Annotated in this window: 17 protein-coding genes; 12 read left to right on the top strand and 5 right to left on the bottom strand. The window is 72.7% G+C overall.

Annotated elements, in window-relative coordinates; translation table 11 throughout:
* The first annotated feature begins 5 nt into the window (after window positions 1-5).
* A complete protein-coding gene (sufU, locus tag ACZ4VK_RS00560) occupies window positions 6-476 on the top strand; it encodes a Fe-S cluster assembly sulfur transfer protein SufU (protein WP_468346995.1) in 471 nt (156 codons plus the stop codon).
* The gene (locus tag ACZ4VK_RS00555; RefSeq protein ID WP_468346993.1) at window positions 473-811 is read left to right on the top strand and encodes a metal-sulfur cluster assembly factor; all 339 of its coding nucleotides are present in this window, start codon (window positions 473-475) and stop codon (window positions 809-811) included. Before sufU ends, ACZ4VK_RS00555 begins: the two co-directional genes overlap by 4 nt.
* Before the next feature lie 64 nt (window positions 812-875).
* Here ACZ4VK_RS00555 and ACZ4VK_RS00550 read toward each other — a convergent pair whose 3' ends face one another.
* The gene (locus ACZ4VK_RS00550) at window positions 876-1,922 is read right to left on the bottom strand and encodes a DUF7847 domain-containing protein (protein ID WP_468346991.1); all 1,047 of its coding nucleotides are present in this window, start codon (window positions 1,920-1,922) and stop codon (window positions 876-878) included.
* Window positions 1,923-2,041: 119 nt separating this feature from the next.
* Between ACZ4VK_RS00550 and ACZ4VK_RS00545 the strand changes: the two genes are divergently transcribed.
* The 4 genes from ACZ4VK_RS00545 (at window position 2,042) to ACZ4VK_RS00530 (ending at window position 4,279) form a co-directional block, all read left to right on the top strand.
* Entirely contained in the window at window positions 2,042-2,362 is a 321-nt protein-coding gene (locus ACZ4VK_RS00545) for a DMT family transporter (protein WP_468346989.1), read from the top strand.
* Window positions 2,362-2,964: a TetR/AcrR family transcriptional regulator gene (locus ACZ4VK_RS00540; protein ID WP_468346987.1), complete on the top strand. Its 603-nt coding sequence runs from the start codon at window positions 2,362-2,364 to the stop codon at window positions 2,962-2,964. Before ACZ4VK_RS00545 ends, ACZ4VK_RS00540 begins: the two co-directional genes overlap by 1 nt.
* A 44-nt stretch (window positions 2,965-3,008) precedes the next feature.
* Window positions 3,009-3,992, top strand: coding sequence for a 2,3,4,5-tetrahydropyridine-2,6-dicarboxylate N-succinyltransferase (gene dapD, locus ACZ4VK_RS00535; protein ID WP_468346985.1), 984 nt, complete (start codon window positions 3,009-3,011; stop codon window positions 3,990-3,992).
* 74 nt (window positions 3,993-4,066) lie between these two features.
* Window positions 4,067-4,279, top strand: a complete 213-nt coding sequence (locus tag ACZ4VK_RS00530) for a hypothetical protein (protein WP_468346983.1) — start codon at window positions 4,067-4,069, stop codon at window positions 4,277-4,279.
* On the opposite strand, the gene dapA is transcribed toward ACZ4VK_RS00530, so the two are convergent.
* Window positions 4,258-5,142, bottom strand: a complete 885-nt coding sequence (dapA, locus tag ACZ4VK_RS00525) for a 4-hydroxy-tetrahydrodipicolinate synthase (protein ID WP_468346981.1) — start codon at window positions 5,140-5,142, stop codon at window positions 4,258-4,260. The two genes, ACZ4VK_RS00530 and dapA, sit on opposite strands and share 22 nt — an antisense overlap.
* 165 nt (window positions 5,143-5,307) lie before the next feature.
* Here dapA and ACZ4VK_RS00520 point away from each other — a divergent pair, with 165 nt between their 5' ends.
* On the top strand, window positions 5,308-6,021 hold the full coding sequence (locus ACZ4VK_RS00520) for an antibiotic biosynthesis monooxygenase (RefSeq protein ID WP_468346979.1): 714 nt from the start codon (window positions 5,308-5,310) through the stop codon (window positions 6,019-6,021).
* Between the two features lie 31 nt (window positions 6,022-6,052).
* Here ACZ4VK_RS00520 and ACZ4VK_RS00515 read toward each other — a convergent pair whose 3' ends face one another.
* Complete coding sequence (locus ACZ4VK_RS00515) at window positions 6,053-7,915, bottom strand: endonuclease/exonuclease/phosphatase family protein (RefSeq protein ID WP_468346977.1); 1,863 nt, start codon at window positions 7,913-7,915, stop codon at window positions 6,053-6,055.
* Window positions 7,916-8,120: 205 nt separating this feature from the next.
* Between ACZ4VK_RS00515 and ACZ4VK_RS00510 the strand changes: the two genes are divergently transcribed.
* From ACZ4VK_RS00510 to ACZ4VK_RS00495, 4 genes are all read left to right on the top strand, one after another.
* On the top strand, window positions 8,121-9,575 hold the full coding sequence (locus ACZ4VK_RS00510; protein ID WP_468346975.1) for a hypothetical protein: 1,455 nt from the start codon (window positions 8,121-8,123) through the stop codon (window positions 9,573-9,575).
* 315 nt (window positions 9,576-9,890) lie between these two features.
* On the top strand, window positions 9,891-11,339 hold the full coding sequence (locus ACZ4VK_RS00505) for an alkaline phosphatase PhoX (protein ID WP_468346973.1): 1,449 nt from the start codon (window positions 9,891-9,893) through the stop codon (window positions 11,337-11,339).
* Between the two features lie 77 nt (window positions 11,340-11,416).
* Window positions 11,417-12,109, top strand: a complete 693-nt coding sequence (locus tag ACZ4VK_RS00500; RefSeq protein WP_468346971.1) for a GntR family transcriptional regulator — start codon at window positions 11,417-11,419, stop codon at window positions 12,107-12,109.
* A gap of 63 nt (window positions 12,110-12,172) precedes the next feature.
* Window positions 12,173-13,192, top strand: coding sequence for a 1-aminocyclopropane-1-carboxylate deaminase (locus tag ACZ4VK_RS00495; protein ID WP_468346969.1), 1,020 nt, complete (start codon window positions 12,173-12,175; stop codon window positions 13,190-13,192).
* A gap of 20 nt (window positions 13,193-13,212) precedes the next feature.
* On the opposite strand, the gene ACZ4VK_RS00490 is transcribed toward ACZ4VK_RS00495, so the two are convergent.
* Window positions 13,213-14,436 (bottom strand): TerD family protein, encoded by a 1,224-nt coding sequence (locus ACZ4VK_RS00490; protein WP_468348775.1) that lies wholly within the window; start codon window positions 14,434-14,436, stop codon window positions 13,213-13,215.
* 45 nt (window positions 14,437-14,481) lie between these two features.
* Entirely contained in the window at window positions 14,482-14,739 is a 258-nt protein-coding gene (locus tag ACZ4VK_RS00485; protein WP_468346967.1) for a hypothetical protein, read from the bottom strand.
* 109 nt (window positions 14,740-14,848) lie between these two features.
* Between ACZ4VK_RS00485 and ACZ4VK_RS00480 the strand changes: the two genes are divergently transcribed.
* Window positions 14,849-15,784, top strand: a complete 936-nt coding sequence (locus tag ACZ4VK_RS00480) for an AraC family transcriptional regulator (RefSeq protein WP_468346965.1) — start codon at window positions 14,849-14,851, stop codon at window positions 15,782-15,784.
* Window positions 15,785-15,833: the final 49 nt, after the last annotated feature.

Genomic DNA, 15,833 nt, shown 5'->3' with positions numbered 1-15,833 from the left:
TTCTCGTGAAGCTGGATTCGATGTACCAGGACGTCATCCTGGACCACTACAAGCACCCCCACGGGCGCGGTCTTCGGGACGGCGACGCCGAGGTGCACCACGTCAACCCGACGTGCGGCGACGAGATCACGCTCCGCGTGAAGTACGACGGCTCGCGCATCGAGGACGTGTCCTACGAGGGCCAGGGCTGCTCCATCAGCCAGGCCTCGGCCTCCGTCCTCAACGAGCTGCTCGTCGGCAAGGAGCTGGCCGAGGCGCAGAAGATCCAGGGCACGTTCCTGGAGCTGATGCAGTCCAAGGGCCAGATCGAGCCGGACGACGCCATGGAGGAGATCCTGGAGGACGCGGTCGCGTTCGCGGGGGTCTCCAAGTACCCGGCCCGGGTGAAGTGCGCGCTGCTCAGCTGGATGGCGTGGAAGGACGCGACCGCCCAGGCGCTGGGTGACGACGAGAAGTCTGTGAGGAAGTCGGCATGACCGAGAACGCCGAGGCCACGATGAAGCCGGCCTCCGAGGAAGAAGTCCGCGAGGCGCTGTACGACGTCGTCGACCCCGAGCTGGGCATCGACGTCGTCAACCTGGGTCTGATCTACGGCATCCACGTCGACGACTCGAACGTCGCGACGCTGGACATGACCCTGACGTCGGCGGCCTGTCCGCTGACCGATGTGATCGAGGACCAGGCGAAGTCCGCGACGGACGGCATCGTCAGTGAGCTGAAGATCAACTGGGTCTGGATGCCCCCGTGGGGCCCGGACAAGATCACCGACGACGGCCGCGAGCAGCTCCGCGCGCTCGGCTTCAACGTCTGATCGACGCGATGCACGAGAACGGCCGTGCCCTTCGGGGCACGGCCGTTCCGCGTGTCCGGGTGTGTCAGACGATCCCCGCGGCCCGCGCGAGCTCCGGGCCCAGGTTCTCCTTGCGGAGGCGCTGGTCGACGTAGAGCAGGGAGGTGACCAGGGGCGGGAAGACGGAGACGACCGCCTGGCTGATCAGCTGGCCGAGTGCGACGAACCCGAGGACGACCGCCACGGTGGCCACCACGGTGGCGGAGTCCTCGCCGGAGAAGTCGGTGGCCGCCAGCGGGGCCGACACCAGCATGGAGAGGACCTGCTGGATCAGCATGCCGACCACGGAGGCCATCACCGCGGCGGCCAGGACGCAGCCGAAGATCCGCCACCAGGAGCCGCGCACCAGCTGCGAGGAGCGGCGCATGGACGCGATCGCGCCCTGGTTCTCCATCACCGCCGCCGTCGGGGCCAGGCTGAACTTGATCCAGAGCCAGAGGGCGAGCGGGACGACGGGCAGAGCGGCGAGTGTCGCGCCGCCGAAGACCGTGATCAGCAGGGCCACCGGACTGCCGCCGTCAAGGTAGAGCAGCAGGGCGACAAGCGTCCCCAGGTACACCACGACCAGGAGCACCATCGGCAGGCTCGTCAGGATCACGGCGCCGAGGACGGCCGGCATCCGGGCCCAGGACCGGCGCCAGATCGCACCGAAGGTCGTGGGCCGGCCGAGGACCGCCTCCTGGACCACGGCCGGACACGCCGCCGCCACCACGGCGTTCGCGCAGAGGGCCGCGATCATGCCGGCGATCCAGACACAGACGAAGGCGACGATCAGCGGCCGGATGTCGTCCCACCGCGGTTCCTGGCCGGGGGGCAGGTCGAACAGGGCGGGGAAGATGTCGCCGACGGCCGCGTACGCGATGCCGATCGCCGCCCCGACGACCAGCAGGGCGCACAGGTAGACGACCGACGCCACTCCGAGGAGCTGCTTCCAGTAGCGGCCGAAGGTGGCGAAGGCGCCGGTCAGGATCGTGCTGAAGCCGAGCGGCGCCAGGGGTATCACGCCGGGCTTCGGCGGCGGGGGCGGGGGCGGATAGCCGTAGCCGTAGGGCGGCCCTGGGGGAAACGTCATGCGGGACACCGTATCGGGCGGCGATGTGTACGCCCGTACGCAGGCGCCCGTGCGTTCGGACGCCGACGCGCGGGCCGGTCTGTGTACGGTCGTACACAGGCGTGGGTACGCTCCCGCGCATGGGTTACGGACTGCTGGCGGGTGCCATCGCGGCGGAGATCCTCGCCACCACCTCGATGAAGTACAGCGAGGGCTTCACCAGGCTCTGGCCCTCGATCGTCACCGGCGCCGGGTATCTGATCGCCTTCGCGCTCCTCGCGCAGGCGCTCAGGACGCTCCAGGTCGGCACCGCGTACGCCATCTGGTCCGGGGTCGGCACCGCCGCCGTCGCCGCCATCGGCATCCTCTTCCTCGGCGAGACCCTCAGCCTCGCCAAGGTCGCCGGAATCGTCCTCATCGTCGCCGGGGTCGCCGTCCTCAACCTCGGCGGCGCGCACTGATGGGCCGCCCCCGCCGCCACGACCCCGCACGGCGGGAGCGGATCGTGGACGCGGCCCTTCGGGTGGCCGGGCGGGCCGGGATCGCCGGGATCAGCCACCGCACGGTGGCCGCCGAGGCGGACGTGCCGCTCGGCTCGACCACGTACCACTTCGCCTCCCTCGACGACCTCCTCGTCGCCGCGCTCCGCAAGGCCGGCGAAGGCTTCGCGCGGCTGCTGCGCGAGAGCCCCGCCCTCGCCTCGCGGGACGGCGACCTCGGGGCCGCGCTCGCCCGTCTCCTCGGGGAGTGGACGGGCGGCGGACGCGCCCGCGTGGAGCTGGAGTACGAGCTCTACCTCGCCGCCCTGCGGCGCCCCGCGCTCCGCCCCGTCGCCGCCGAGTGGACCGAGGCCGTCGCCGCCGCCCTGGCCCACCGCACCGACCCCGCCACCGCGCGCGCCCTGGCCGCGCTCATGGACGGCATCTGTCTCCACGTCCTGCTCACCGGCGGCGCCTACGACGAGGAGTACGCGCGCGTGATGCTGACCCGGATCCTGAACGAAACACCGAACTCCCCGGTCCGGGGCCTGTCGGAACCGCCGACGCGCCCGACCGGGACCTGAGACCGGTTGGCCCGGGCGGGGCTTCGCCGGTTAGGTTCTCCGTCATGACCACTGCTCCTCGCACCACCGGCGCCGTCGCCGCCGGCCTCGCCACCATCGCCGCCGACGGCACCGTTCTCGACACCTGGTTCCCCGCCCCCGAGCTGACCGACGCGCCCGGCCCCGCCGGCACCGAGCGGCTGACCCCCGACGCGGCCGTGAACGCCCTCGGCGAAGGCGCCGCCAAGGCCCTCGGCGTGGACGCCCGCCGTGGCGTCGAGGTGGTGGCCGTCCGTACCGTCATCGGCTCGCTCGACGAGAAGCCGCTCGACGCCCACGACGCCTACCTGCGGCTGCACCTGCTCAGCCACCGGCTGGTCAAGCCGCACGGCCAGAGCCTGGACGGCGTCTTCGGCCTCCTCGCCAACGTCGCCTGGACCTCGCTCGGTCCCGTCGCCGTCGACGACATCGAGAAGGTGCGGCTCAACGCCCGCGCCGAGGGCCTGCACCTCGCCGTGACCAGCATCGACAAGTTCCCCCGCATGACCGACTACGTCGTGCCCGCCGGCGTCCGCATCGCCGACGCCGACCGGGTCCGCCTCGGCGCCCACCTCGCCGCCGGCACCACCGTCATGCACGAGGGCTTCGTCAACTTCAACGCCGGCACGCTCGGCACCTCCATGGTCGAGGGCCGGATCTCCGCCGGCGTCGTCGTCGGCGACGGCTCCGACATCGGCGGCGGCGCCTCCACCATGGGCACCCTCTCGGGCGGCGGGAACGTCGTCATCGCGATCGGCGAGCGCTGCCTGATCGGCGCGGAGGCGGGCGTCGGCATCGCCCTCGGCGACGAGTGCGTCGTCGAGGCCGGCCTGTACGTCACCGCCGGCACCCGGGTCACGATGCCCGACGGCCAGATCGTGAAGGCCCGCGACCTCTCCGGCGCCTCGAACATCCTCTTCCGCCGCAACTCGGTCACCGGCGCCGTCGAGGCCCGCCCGAACAACGCGGTCTGGGGCGGACTCAACGACATTCTCCACAGCCACAACTGATCCGGTGACTCTGCGTCACTGTCGGCGTTAGACAGGCGCAGACTCACTGCAGTCAGACAAGGCGAGGGGTCGACATGAAGACGAAGTCCACGGTCGTCGGGGTGCTCACGGTTGCGGCGGTGCTGATGCAGGCCGGCGCGGCCCTGGCGGACGAGACGCACACGCACAACGGGCCCACCGTGACCAACGGGCCCAGCCTCCACACGGGACAGATCGACGACCCGCTGGAGGACGTCCTGGAGCACGCCGCCGTCCTCGGCAGGACCTACACCACCGACTCCGCCTGAACCAGCGCCTCGTACACCGCCCGCAGCCCGTCGGCCGTCTCCCGGTCGGCGGGCTGCAGCGGTTCGCGCACCGGTCCGCCGAGCAGCGCCTTGGCGGTCACCGTGCCGGGCAGGCCCGAGGCCATCATCCGTTCGACGAGCGGCAGGAGCCGGGCGTGCAGCCGGGCCGCCCCGGCCGTGTCGCCCGCGTCGAAGGCGTCGAGGACGGCGCGGAGCTGACGCGGCGCCACGTTCGCGACCGTACTGACGTAGCCGGCGCCGCCGACCGCGTACAGCGGCAGGTTCAGTTCCTCGCTGCCCGAGTAGTACGCGAGCGAGGTCTCCGCGATCACCCGGGCCGAGCCGAGCAGGTCGTACGCGCAGTCCTTGACCGCCACGATCCGGGGGTGCCGGGCGAGCCGCAGCATCGTCGCCGGCTCGACCCGGGTGCCGGTGCGCCCCGGGATGTCGTAGACCATCACCGGCAGTCCCGTCGCGTCCGCGACCTTCAGGAAGTGCGCCTCGACGGCCGCCTGCGGCGGGCGGCTGTAGTACGGGGTGACGACGAGCAGCCCGTCCGCCCCCGCCTCCTCGGCCCGGCGCGCCAGTTCGGCGGTGTGCCGGGTGTCGGCGGAGCCGACGCCGGCGACGACCGAGGGGCCGGGGCCGAGGGCCTCGCGGACGGCCCGGACGAGCGAGGTCTTCTCCGCGTCGGTGGTGGTCGGGGACTCGCCCGTGGTGCCGTTGAGGACCAGACCGTCGCAGCCCTCCGCGACGAGACGGACGGCCAGGTCCCGCGCCGCGTCGAGGTCGAGCGTGCCGGCGGGGGTGAACGGGGTGATCATCGCGCAGAGGGCGCGGCCGAAGGGGCGTTCAGTGCTCATCCCCGAAGTCTGGACGGACCGGACGGTGAAGGTCCACTTAGATCTGCTTGGTTCGAGGGATAAGCAGCGCTGAAGACTCTCTCGCGCAGGGAAGGGGCTTGACCTCAACCAAGGTTGAGGGACGAGGGTGGAGACATCCGAGGAACAGAGACAGGAGACCCACCCATGAACGCCGTCGCGCACCCCGACGCCCGCCCCGACTTCCGCCGCCCCGGAGTCGGCGCCGTCCTCGCCAGCACCTGGCGGGTCGGCACCCCCGAGCGCCAGCGGGCCGCCGTCGAGGCCATCCGCAAGGCCTGGGAGGGCAGGGAATGGCCCGACCTGGGGCTGCTCTCGTACAGCGTGTACGCCGGCACGGACGGGGACACGCTGCTGCACTACTCGCAGTGGACCGCGGAGCAGGCCTACGAGGACTTCGTCAGGACCTACCGCGACGACCGGAACGCCGAGATCGACGCGGCCGTGCCCGGCATCGAGCGGGTCGTGCTCCACCGCTACACGCCCCCGTACCGCTCCACCGCCCTCGACGACCGGGGCGCGCAGGCGCTGCCCGGGGCCCTCGCGGTCGTCGAGATCGACTTCGACGGGCCGGACGAGGGGCGCCAGAAGGCCTGGGTGGACGCCGTGTTCACCGCCATGGACGACGAGGCCGACGCGCGGCCGGCGCGTGGCGGGATCGGCGCGCACTTCCATCTGTCCACCGACGGGACCCGTGTCCTGAACCTGGCCGAGTGGGAGGACGAGCGGGCCCACGAGGAGTGGCTGGCGGCGGACGCGCCGGCCGGCGACGCCTGGGCGCGCGTGCACGGATACCCGGGGCTCGCCGGCAGCCGGGTGCGGCGGTACACGCCCGCGCTCAGCCTGAGCGCGGGCGCGTGACCGGACCGGTCCTTCCTGCGACCGGTTCCTCCTACGGGCGGAAGCGCAGCACCTGCGGGTCGTGGTCGCTGTCCTGGTCGGCGAACTCCGCGTTGATGTGCACGCTGTCGTACTCGAAGTGGTGCACGCCGGGGCTGGTCAGGATCTGGTCGAGAACCTGGCTGTTGCCCTGGTAGACGTACGAGTAGCGCTCGCTGCGGGGCAGCGACCTGACCGCCGGGTACAGCGCGCCGCCGTCGGTGAGGGCCCGCGTGGTCTCCGAGAACTCGAAGTCGTTGATGTCGCCGACGACGAGGACGTCCGCCTGCTTCTCCAGGGCGACGATGTCCTTCACGAAGGCGTTCACGGCCTGCGCCTGGAGCAGGCGCTTCGCCTCGGAGGAACGGTTCGGCGGCTGGTGGTGCGAGACGAGGGACTCGTCGCCGCCCTTCGAGCCGAAGTGGTTGGCGATCACGAAGACCGTACGGCCCCGGAAGACGAACTCGCCCGCGAGCGGCTTGCGGCTGTTGTCCCAGGCCGTGTTCGCCGGGTCGATCCTGCCGGGGGAGAGGGTCAGCGCGGCGCGGCCCTTCTCGCCCGTCACGGCGGTGGCCGTGGTGGTGGCGTCGGCGCCCGTACGGTCCGTGAAGGAGACCCGCTCGGGGTTGAAGAGGAAGACCTGACGGATATTGCCGCCGGGCTCGCCGCCGTCCTTGTTGTTCTGCGGGTCGACCGAGCGCCACTCGTACGCCGGGCCGCCGGCCGCCACGATCGCGTCCGTGAACTTCTTCACCGTCGCGTCGGCGGTGACCGTGCCGTCGTTCTTGGCGCCGTTGTTGTCCTGGATCTCCTCCAGGGCGAGGATGTCGGGCGAGGCGAGGTTGTCCACGACCGCCTTGGCGAGCGCGTCGAACTTCTCCTGCGGGTCGCTCGGGTCGAGGTTCTCCACGTTGTACGTGGCCACGGCCAGCTCGTTCTTGTGCTGCCTGTCCGTGGTCTCGCGCTCCAGGCCCTGGTCGACGACCGTGCCGAGGGTGCGGGCGGTGAGCGTGTAGCCGCCGAACTGGTTGAAGTCGAGCGGGCCCTCGGTCGTACCGGTCAGCCGGTCACCGACGTTCGCCTTGGGGAACGGCTGCTGGGCGAGCGGGGTCAGCGACTGGATCTGGAGCCGGCCGGTGTTCTGCGACGTGTACGAGCCGTAGACCGTGCCGCCGCGCCGGTTGGCGTTCTCCCACGGCTTCACCGACACCCACAGCTCCGCGTACGGGTCCGTGGCGCCGACCACGCGCGAGGAGCCGATCCGGACGTTGGTGCCCTCGAGGGACTCGTAGTAGTCCAGGGCGTACGTCTCCGGGTCGAGCGTCAGGCCGTTGATCGAGCCGCCGGCGGCCGGGTCGCCCTCGGGGGCGTACGTGTCGGGGACGGACCAGCCGGAGATCGTCACCGGCTCCGGGACGGCGTTGCCCTTCGAGACGACGGTGACGACCGGCTTCGACAGCTGGGTGAGCGACTGGTTGCCCGAGTTCAGACCGCCGGGGACGTACTCGGTGACGGTGCCGTTGAGGCTGACCGCGTCGCCGACGGCGACCGTCGGGACGGAGCTGGTGAAGACGAAGAGGCCCTCGCTGGTGGCCGGGTTCGCGTCGGATTCCGGATCCTGGATCCAGAATCCGCGCGAGCCGTAGGTGCGGACACCGGTGACGATGCCCGTGACGCCGGTGACCTGCTTGCCGACGAGGGGGGAGACCCGGGTCGTGCCCTGGATGTCGTGCACGCGGACGCCGGCGGCGTCATCGGCGGCGGCGCTCGTCGAACCGGCGAGCAGACCCGCGGCCAGGGCCGAGGCGACGACGGCGGAGACCGCGGCGGAGCGCGCGACGGTGCGGCCGGCAGATCTCGGTATGGAGGAAGGCATCAGGGGACTCCGAGGGTGCTTGGAGGAACGGCAGAAGCATCTACGCGCGTCAATCTCTTGGCAGAGCGCCCCCCTTGTCAAGAGTCGACGGGTGTACGAAGGCTGACGGATCCGTGAACCGCCGGACGCCCTCGCGGATGCGTCTACGCTGGGAGCCGCTCTTTGAGCCCCCTTCACCCACGTACGCGCCGAGGAGACCCCCCAGATGTCAGCGGAGCACCCCACCCTTCCCCCCGTTCGGCTCCGTGCGGACGCGGAGCTGGCGCGGGACGCGCTGGCCGCACCCCTCCTCGCCCACGCGGTACGGCTCGCCCGCTGGGCCGGGCCCGACACCCGGGTCGACGCGGGCGGCGAACTCGTCGACGAGCAGCTGCCCGAGGCCGTCGAGGTCCTCGGCCTCGGCGACGACGAGGCCGCCGAGATGTGGGCGGGCGACGCCTGGCGGCTCGCCGTCGACACCGGCCTCGTGGCCGTGGAGGACGGGCAGGAGACGGAGGACGGCGACACCCCCGGGCGGGCCGCGCCCGGCGAGAACCTGGCGGTCGTCACGGGCGGTTCGCCCCAGGACGTCCTCGCGCTCTGGCTCGACGGATTCGACACCGTCTTCGCCGACGCCGTCGCCCCCGTCCTCGACGACCTTGACGCCCTCGTCGGGGACGACGGCGAGATCGACATCGAGGGGCTCGACTGGGACCCCGAGGTGGAGGCCGAGTTCCTGGAGGGGGTCCTCGGCAACCTCTACCTCCTCACCGTCAGCGAGAGCGGGCCCGGCGAGGGGCCGGTGCCGCTGCCCGCGCTCGCCGCGTCGATGGTCGTCCCCGACGACATGGGCGAACCCACCGACGACGTCCTGGAGCAGGTCTCCGACGCGATGATGCGGCTCGACGAGCAGTTCCGGCTCCTCGAACCGATCGGACTCGTCGAGTACCAGCCCGTCGACGAGGCCCTGATGGCCGAGGAGGGCGAGGAGCCCGCGCCGCCCGTCGACGACGAGGACGTCACCCGCTACGGCATGGTCCGGCTCACCCCGCTCGGCCTCTACGGCGTCCGGGCCAGGATGCTGGAGGCCGGCGTGGACGCGCCCGCCGTCGGCGACCTCGCGGACAAGGGCGCCGACGCGCTCCTCGACGGCATCGCCGGCTACCCCGAGGCCGCGGCCCGCGAGGAGACCGCCGCCTGGCTCGAAGGGCGGGACGTCCTGGGCGCGGCCCGGGAGCTGCTGCACGCGGCACGGGGCTCGGACGCGGCCTCGCCGCTGCGCCGCCTCCACTGCCAGCAGACGCTCTCCCTCGTGGGCGCCGAGGCGGAGCCCGCGCTTCGGGAGGTCCTGGACGACGCGGAACTCGGCGGCCTCGCGCGGGTCTGGCTCGCGGAGCGCGGCGCGGCGGACGTGCCCGCGCCGCCGGAGTCGATGATCTTCTGGCTGGCGATCGACACGATCGCGGCCCAGCTCGACGCGGAGGGCGACCTGCAGGAGCTCCAGGAGCTGATCGAGGGCCTCACCGGCCGCCACGGCGGCTTCTTCGAGGCGGCCTGGCGGGTGGAGCACCCGGCGACGGCGGAGGTCCTGGAGGCGATGGGACGGCTCCACCGGGACAAGGGCACGGCGAAGGAGGCCCGCAAGGCCGCGTTCAAGGCGCGGTCGCGAGCGGGGGCGTGAGGGCGGGCGTGGCCTGACGGCCGGTCGGTGGGGCGAGGCCCTGGCGGCGCCGGAGTCCTGACGGCGGGTCGGGGCCTGACGGCGGGTCGGCGGAGGCCGGGGCCTGACGGCGGGTCGGGCGGCTCGGGATGCCGGCGGGGTTCGGTGCCGGACCTCCGGCGTACGGCTCCGGTGACGGTGGCCCGCCAGGCTCCGTCGGGAGCGCGGGACCGGGGGCTCGCGCCCGGCGGTGTTCCCGTGGTGTTCAGGCGGTGTTCGTGGCGGCGCGGCAGGGTGGCCCGCGAGATCCGGCCACCACAGGGAGAACGCCACACCATGCCCCTCAACCGCAGAGAGTTCGCCAAGCAGTCCGCCGTCGCCGGTGCGGGCCTCGCCCTCACCGGTGTCGTCGGCGCTCTCGCCACCGCCCCCGAGGCGCTCGCGTCCGACGAGCCGGAGGCGTACGGATCCGGCCACGGCCACGACCACGACCACGGCCATGGGCACGGCCACCGGCTCGGCTACGGGCCGCTCGTCGCCGACCCCGACGGGATCCTCGCCCTGCCCGCCGGGTTCTCCTACCGCGTCATCACCCGCAGCGGCGTGACCCGGCTGGAGTCCGGCGAGTTCACCCCGGAGAAGCACGACGGCACCGCCGCCTTCGCCGGGCCGCGCGGCTCCACGTACCTGGTCAACAACCACGAGCTCAAGGGCACCCGCGACCGGTGGGCGCACCCCGTCCCGCTCACCGAGGGCCTCGTCTACGACCCCGCCGCGGCCGGCGGCTGCACGGTCGTCGAGGTCCACCGCGACGGCACGGTCGCCGAGTGGGTCGGCATCGCGGGCACCTCCACCAACTGCGCGGGCGGCAGCACCGCGTGGGGTACCTGGCTGACCGGCGAGGAGAACTCCGACCGCGCCGGCGTCAACGGCATGACCAAGGACCACGGCTACGTCTTCGAGGTCGACCCGCGCGACCGCCGCGCCAACCGCGACCCGAAGCCGATCAAGGCCTTCGGCCGGTACGACCACGAGGCCGTCGTCATCGACCCGAAGCGCGGCCACGCCTACCTCACCGAGGACGCCTCCAACCCCAACGGACTGCTCTTCCGCTGGGTGCCGCCGAAGGGCTTCGAGCACGGCCGCGGCAGGCTCCGTACCCTCGCCGACGACGCGGGTGTCCTCCAGGCCGCCAAGTGCGTCGACTCCTCGGGCCGCTTCGTGGACGACCTCTCCCGGGCGAGCCGCATCGGCACCGTCTTCGGCGTGGACTGGGTCGACGTCCCCGACCGCGACGGCCGCACCACCGCCGTCCGCAAGCAGTTCACCGACGGCCAGGTCACCCGCGCCCGCAAGCTGGAGGGCATGTGGTGGGCCGACGGCGGCGCCTACGTCGTCTCCTCGTACGCGCGCGCGGAGAGCCCCGGCGCCGCGCACGACGGCCAGGTCTGGTTCTACGACCCGAAGCGCCGCACCCTCACGCTGAAGGTGCTGCTCGGAGTGAACGCGAACCCGGATGAGGACGGCGCCTACGACGGCCCCGACAACATCACCGTCTCCCCGTACGGCGGGCTCGTCATCGCCGAGGACGGCGAGGGCGTCCAGCACCTCTTCGGCGCGACCGACTCGGGCCGTACCTACCCGATCGCCCGCAACGACCTGAACGACAGCGAGTTCGCGGGCGTCACCTTCTCGCCCGACGGCGACACGCTGTTCGCCAGCATCCAGAACCCGGGCATCATGGTCGCCATCACCGGTCCCTGGCGCCACCAGCCCCGCCGCTGACGCCGCACCCCTGGCGCCGCCGCCCCCGCCGCTGACCCCTGGTCAGTTCCATGGACTGACATCTAACATGTCAGTCCATGGACGTACTACGGCCCGTGGGCCGGACCCTGCTGCGCGACCGGGCGTACGAGGCGCTGCGCGAGGCCATCGTGCGCGGCGACCTCGCCCCCGGCGCCCAGCTCAAGGACGCCGACCTCGCCGGTCGGCTCGGGCTCTCGCGCGCACCCGTGCGCGAGGCCCTGGCCCGGCTCGGCGACGAGGGGCTCGTCGAGTCCAAGCCGCAGAGCTACACCCGGGTCACCCGCCCGGTCAGCCGGGTCGTCAGGGACGCCGCGTCGGTGGTGCGGGTCATGCACGAACTCGTCGCCAGGACCGGCGTACCCCTCATCGGGCCCGAGGGCGTCCGGGCCATGCGCGAGGCCAACGAACGCTTCGCGGCCGCCGTCCGCGCCTCCGACGTGGAAGCCGCGCTGACCGCCGACGACGAGCTCCACCAGGTCCTCGTCGTCGCCAGCGGCAACCACGCCGCCGCCGCCACGATCGCGCGGTACACCCCCCTGATCCGCCGCGTCGAGCGGCGGCTCTTCGGCGACGCCGGAAGCTGCGGATCGGCCGAGCTGCACGCTCGGCTCATCGACGCCTGCGCGGCGGGGGACGCGGCGGAGGCCGTCCGGGTCACCACGGAGATCTGGGCGGCGCTCGAACAGCTCGCGGACGACGCCATCGAGGTGGCCGAGGTCACCGGCATCCCGGGGCCCGCGGTTCCGTAGGAGCGTCCAGGACCGTCCGTAACAGCGCCCAGGACCAGCAGCCGTCACTCACCGGGAGCCGCTTTGCCGATCACCGACTTCGACCGCTACCCGCTCCTCTTCGGGCCCTCGCCGGTCCACCCGCTCGAACGGCTCACCCACCACCTCGGCGGCGCCACCCTCTGGGCCAAGCGCGAGGACTGCAACTCCGGTGTCGCGTACGGCGGGAACAAGACCCGCAAACTGGAGTACCTGGTCGCCGACGCCCTCGCCCAGGGCTGCGACACGCTCGTCTCGATCGGCGGCGTCCAGTCCAACCACACCCGCCAGGTCGCGGCCGTCGCCGCCCGCGCGGGCCTCCGGTGCGTCCTCGTCCAGGAGAGCTGGGTCGACTGGCCCGACTCCGTGTACGACAAGGTCGGCAACATCCTGATCAGCCGTCTCGCGGGCGCCGACGTACGGCTCGTCCGGGCGGGCTTCGGCATCGGCTTCAAGGAGAGCTGGGAGCAGGCCCTGCGGGAGGTCGAGGAGGGCGGCGGCAAGCCGTACGCGATTCCGGCGGGCGCCTCCGACCATCCGCTCGGCGGTCTCGGCTTCGCCAACTGGGCGTACGAGGTGGCCGAGCAGGAGCGCGCGCTCGGCGTCTTCTTCGACACGGTGGTCGTCTGCTCGGTGACCGGCTCCACCCAGGCCGGCATGGTCGCGGGCTTCGCCGCGCTCGCGGAGGAGGGCGGCCCGGCCCGCCGGGTCATCGGCGTCGACGCCTCGGCGAAGCCCGGCCCCACGCATGAGCAGATCACCCGGATCGCCCGGGACACCGCCGCCCTCATCGGGGTCGAGCGGCCGGTGACGGCGGCCGACGTCGAGCTGGACGAGCGCTACCACGCGGGGGTGTACGGCGTCCCCGACGAGGCCACCCTCGACGCGATGCGGCTCGCTGCCCGCACCGAGGGCATGGTCACCGATCCCGTGTACGAGGGGAAGTCGATGGCGGGCCTGGTCGACCTGGTGGACCGGGGAGAGATCGGCCGGGACTCGACCGTGCTCTACGCCCACCTCGGCGGCCAGCCCGCCCTCAACGCCTACAGCGCGCTGTTCTCCTAGCGGCGGTGGAGGCCGGCCGCTCAGAGGGACTGGGCGGCCGGCTTCACCATGCCCCTGACGGTCCGGGACTTCACGAACTCGCCCATCGCCGTCATCTCCCACTCACCGCTGAACTGCTTGATCAGCTTGGCCATCATCACGCCGGTCTGCGGCTCCGCGGTGGTCAGGTCGAAGCGGACCAGCTCCTCGCCCGTCGCCGCGTCCATCAGCCGGCAGTAGGCCTTGGCGACCTCGGTGAACTTCTGGCCGGAGAAGGAGTTGACCGTGAAGACCAGGCCGGTGGCCTCGGCCGGGAGACGGCCGAGGTCGACGACGATCACCTCGTCGTCGCCCGCGCCCTCACCGGTGAGGTTGTCGCCGGAGTGCTTCACCGAGCCGCCCAGGATGGACAGCTTGCCGAAGTAGCAGCTGTCCAGGTGGTTGCGCTGGGGGCCGTACGCGATGACGGAGGCGTCCAGGTCGATGTCCTTGCCGCGGTACGCGGGCTCCCAGCCGAGGCCCATCTTGACCTGGGAGAGCAGCGGGCGGCCGCCCTTGACGAGGGACACGGTCTGGTTCTTCTGGAGGCTGACCCGGCCCTTGTCGAGGTTGATCTTGCCGCCGGGGGCGGCGGCCGGGGGAGCGGCGGGCGCACCGGCCGCGATCCGGGGGTCGACCGGGGCGACGGGCGGCGCCGGCGGGGCCGGGGGCGCGGACGGGGCGACGGGGGCGGGCGCGACGGGGGCCGCCGCTGCGGGGGCGGCGGCGGGCTCGTCGTCCACGGAGACGCCGAAGTCCGTCGCGATGCCGGCGAGCCCGTTCGCATAGCCCTGTCCGACGGCGCGGGCCTTCCACGCGCCGTTGCGCAGGTAGATCTCGACGACCACGAGCGCGGTCTCGGTGGCCAGCTGGGGCGGGGTGAAGGTGGCGAGGACACTGCCGTCGTCCGCGTTGCGCAGGGTGGCGGTGGGTTCGACGCCCTGGAAGGTCTGGCCCGCGGCGTCGGGGCTCGCGGTGACGACGATCCTCTCGATCCCGGCCGGGACGGCGCCGGTGTCCACCAGGATCGCGTCGGGGGCGGTACCGCCGCCGGAGCGGTAGGTGACACCGGGTCCTGACGGCTGGTTGTAGAAGATGAAGTCGTCGTCCGAGCGCACCTTGCCGTTGGCGCCGAGCAGCAGGCCCGAGACGTCGAGCCGCACCGGGGCGGCGACGTCCACCGCCACGCGCGTGACGGTGAGAGGGATGTTCGAGCCGGGGGTCATAGCGGTCATGCCAGGGCTAACGATCCGGACACCCGCCCCGTTCCCTCACGCCCGCCCGGTTCGGCCACCCTGGTTACTTCGGCCACCCTGGTTACGCGGATGGTTCCTGGCCTGCCGCTCGTTGCCGAAGCGGTACGCGCCCGTCCAGCGGGCCATCACCAGCTGTTCGTCGCCCGATCCGACCTCGGCGAGGAACTTCTCGGCCCGCCCGCCGCGCAGCACGCCCGCGGCGCGGCCGAGGTGGGTGAGGACGACGGAGCCGTCACGGCGCCGCTCGTAGGTGAATCCATGAGGTCGTGGCATGACGGGCATCCTGTCGTTCCCGGTCAGATCCGTCATATGAATATTCTTTCGACCCATGGGTGGGGCAGGGGAAGACACTGTGGCGGGGAGCCGTTTCCGGACAAGGGACGTGGACGAGGCGCGCGAGGAACTCGACGCCCGCTACTACGCGAACCGGATGGACGTCGTCGACCGGGAGCGGCGCCCGTTCGCGGCGCGCTTCGACACCGTCGCGCTCGGCCCGCTGGTCATCGGCGACCTGAGCTGCGGTGCCGATGTGCGGATGAGCTTCGGGGAACTCGGCGCGTACCACCTGAACGCGCCGCTCAGCGGCAGGATGGAGATGCGCCAGGGCGGGTCGTCGATCGTGGCGACGGACGGCGAGGCGCTGCTCCTCGACCCGGCGGGCGACACCTTCCTCGACCGCTGGAGCGGGGACTGCAGGACCCTGTCGGTGAAGATCGGGGCGGCGGAACTGCGCGACCGCCTTGAGCGGCTGATCGGCCGCGCGCCCCGGGGCCCGCTGGTCTTCGCGCCCGGCCTCGACATCACCCGCGGTCCCGGTCTGAGCTGGGTGCGCTTCGCCCGCCAGGTCGCCGCGGAGGCGCTCGCGGGGGAGGGCCTCGCCCGGCACGAACTGGTGGCGGGACCCTTGCAGGAGGCGCTGCTCAACGGGCTGCTGCTCGCCGCCGAGCACCCTTGGCGGGAGGCGCTCGCCCATCCGGGGGAGCCGCGGCGGCCGGCCCCCGTCAAGCGCGCGATGGACGCGGTGCGGGAGCGGCCCGAGCACCCGTTCACGACCACGGAGCTCGCGGCCCTGGCCCGGGTGAGCGTGCGCCGCCTCCAGGAGTCGTTCCGCGAGTACGTGGGGATGTCGCCGATGGCGTACGTACGGGAGGTCCGCCTCGACCGGGTCCGCGAGGAGCTGCGGGCGGCCGCGCCGGACGAGGTGAGCGTGAGCGAGGTGGCCTGGCGCTGGGGCTTCGCCCACCAGGGCCGGTTCGCGGCGAGCTACCGGGAGAGGTTCGGCGAGTCGCCGTCCCGCACCCTGCGCGCGTCACGCTGATGGCGCCCGCGCCGCCCTCCGTCCGTGGCGCGGCGTCGGCGGGCGCCAC

This window comes from Streptomyces sp. NPDC028711, assembly GCF_055565415.1.
This window is presented reverse-complemented; position numbering and strand designations above follow the sequence as displayed.

Excerpts from the sequence above, each read along its gene's own strand:
- ACZ4VK_RS00555 (WP_468346993.1), top strand. The coding sequence starts at position 473 with ATGACCGAGAACGCCGAGGCCACGATGAAGCCGGCCTCCGAGGAAGAA.
- ACZ4VK_RS00550 (WP_468346991.1), bottom strand. The coding sequence starts at position 1,922 with ATGACGTTTCCCCCAGGGCCGCCCTACGGCTACGGCTATCCGCCCCCG.
- ACZ4VK_RS00545 (WP_468346989.1), top strand. The coding sequence starts at position 2,042 with ATGGGTTACGGACTGCTGGCGGGTGCCATCGCGGCGGAGATCCTCGCC.
- ACZ4VK_RS00540 (WP_468346987.1), top strand. The coding sequence starts at position 2,362 with ATGGGCCGCCCCCGCCGCCACGACCCCGCACGGCGGGAGCGGATCGTG.
- dapD (WP_468346985.1), top strand. The coding sequence starts at position 3,009 with ATGACCACTGCTCCTCGCACCACCGGCGCCGTCGCCGCCGGCCTCGCC.
- ACZ4VK_RS00530 (WP_468346983.1), top strand. The coding sequence starts at position 4,067 with ATGAAGACGAAGTCCACGGTCGTCGGGGTGCTCACGGTTGCGGCGGTG.
- dapA (WP_468346981.1), bottom strand. The coding sequence starts at position 5,142 with ATGAGCACTGAACGCCCCTTCGGCCGCGCCCTCTGCGCGATGATCACC.
- ACZ4VK_RS00520 (WP_468346979.1), top strand. The coding sequence starts at position 5,308 with ATGAACGCCGTCGCGCACCCCGACGCCCGCCCCGACTTCCGCCGCCCC.
- ACZ4VK_RS00515 (WP_468346977.1), bottom strand. The coding sequence starts at position 7,915 with ATGCCTTCCTCCATACCGAGATCTGCCGGCCGCACCGTCGCGCGCTCC.
- ACZ4VK_RS00510 (WP_468346975.1), top strand. The coding sequence starts at position 8,121 with ATGTCAGCGGAGCACCCCACCCTTCCCCCCGTTCGGCTCCGTGCGGAC.
- ACZ4VK_RS00505 (WP_468346973.1), top strand. The coding sequence starts at position 9,891 with ATGCCCCTCAACCGCAGAGAGTTCGCCAAGCAGTCCGCCGTCGCCGGT.
- ACZ4VK_RS00500 (WP_468346971.1), top strand. The coding sequence starts at position 11,417 with ATGGACGTACTACGGCCCGTGGGCCGGACCCTGCTGCGCGACCGGGCG.
- ACZ4VK_RS00490 (WP_468348775.1), bottom strand. The coding sequence starts at position 14,436 with ATGACCCCCGGCTCGAACATCCCTCTCACCGTCACGCGCGTGGCGGTG.
- ACZ4VK_RS00485 (WP_468346967.1), bottom strand. The coding sequence starts at position 14,739 with ATGCCACGACCTCATGGATTCACCTACGAGCGGCGCCGTGACGGCTCC.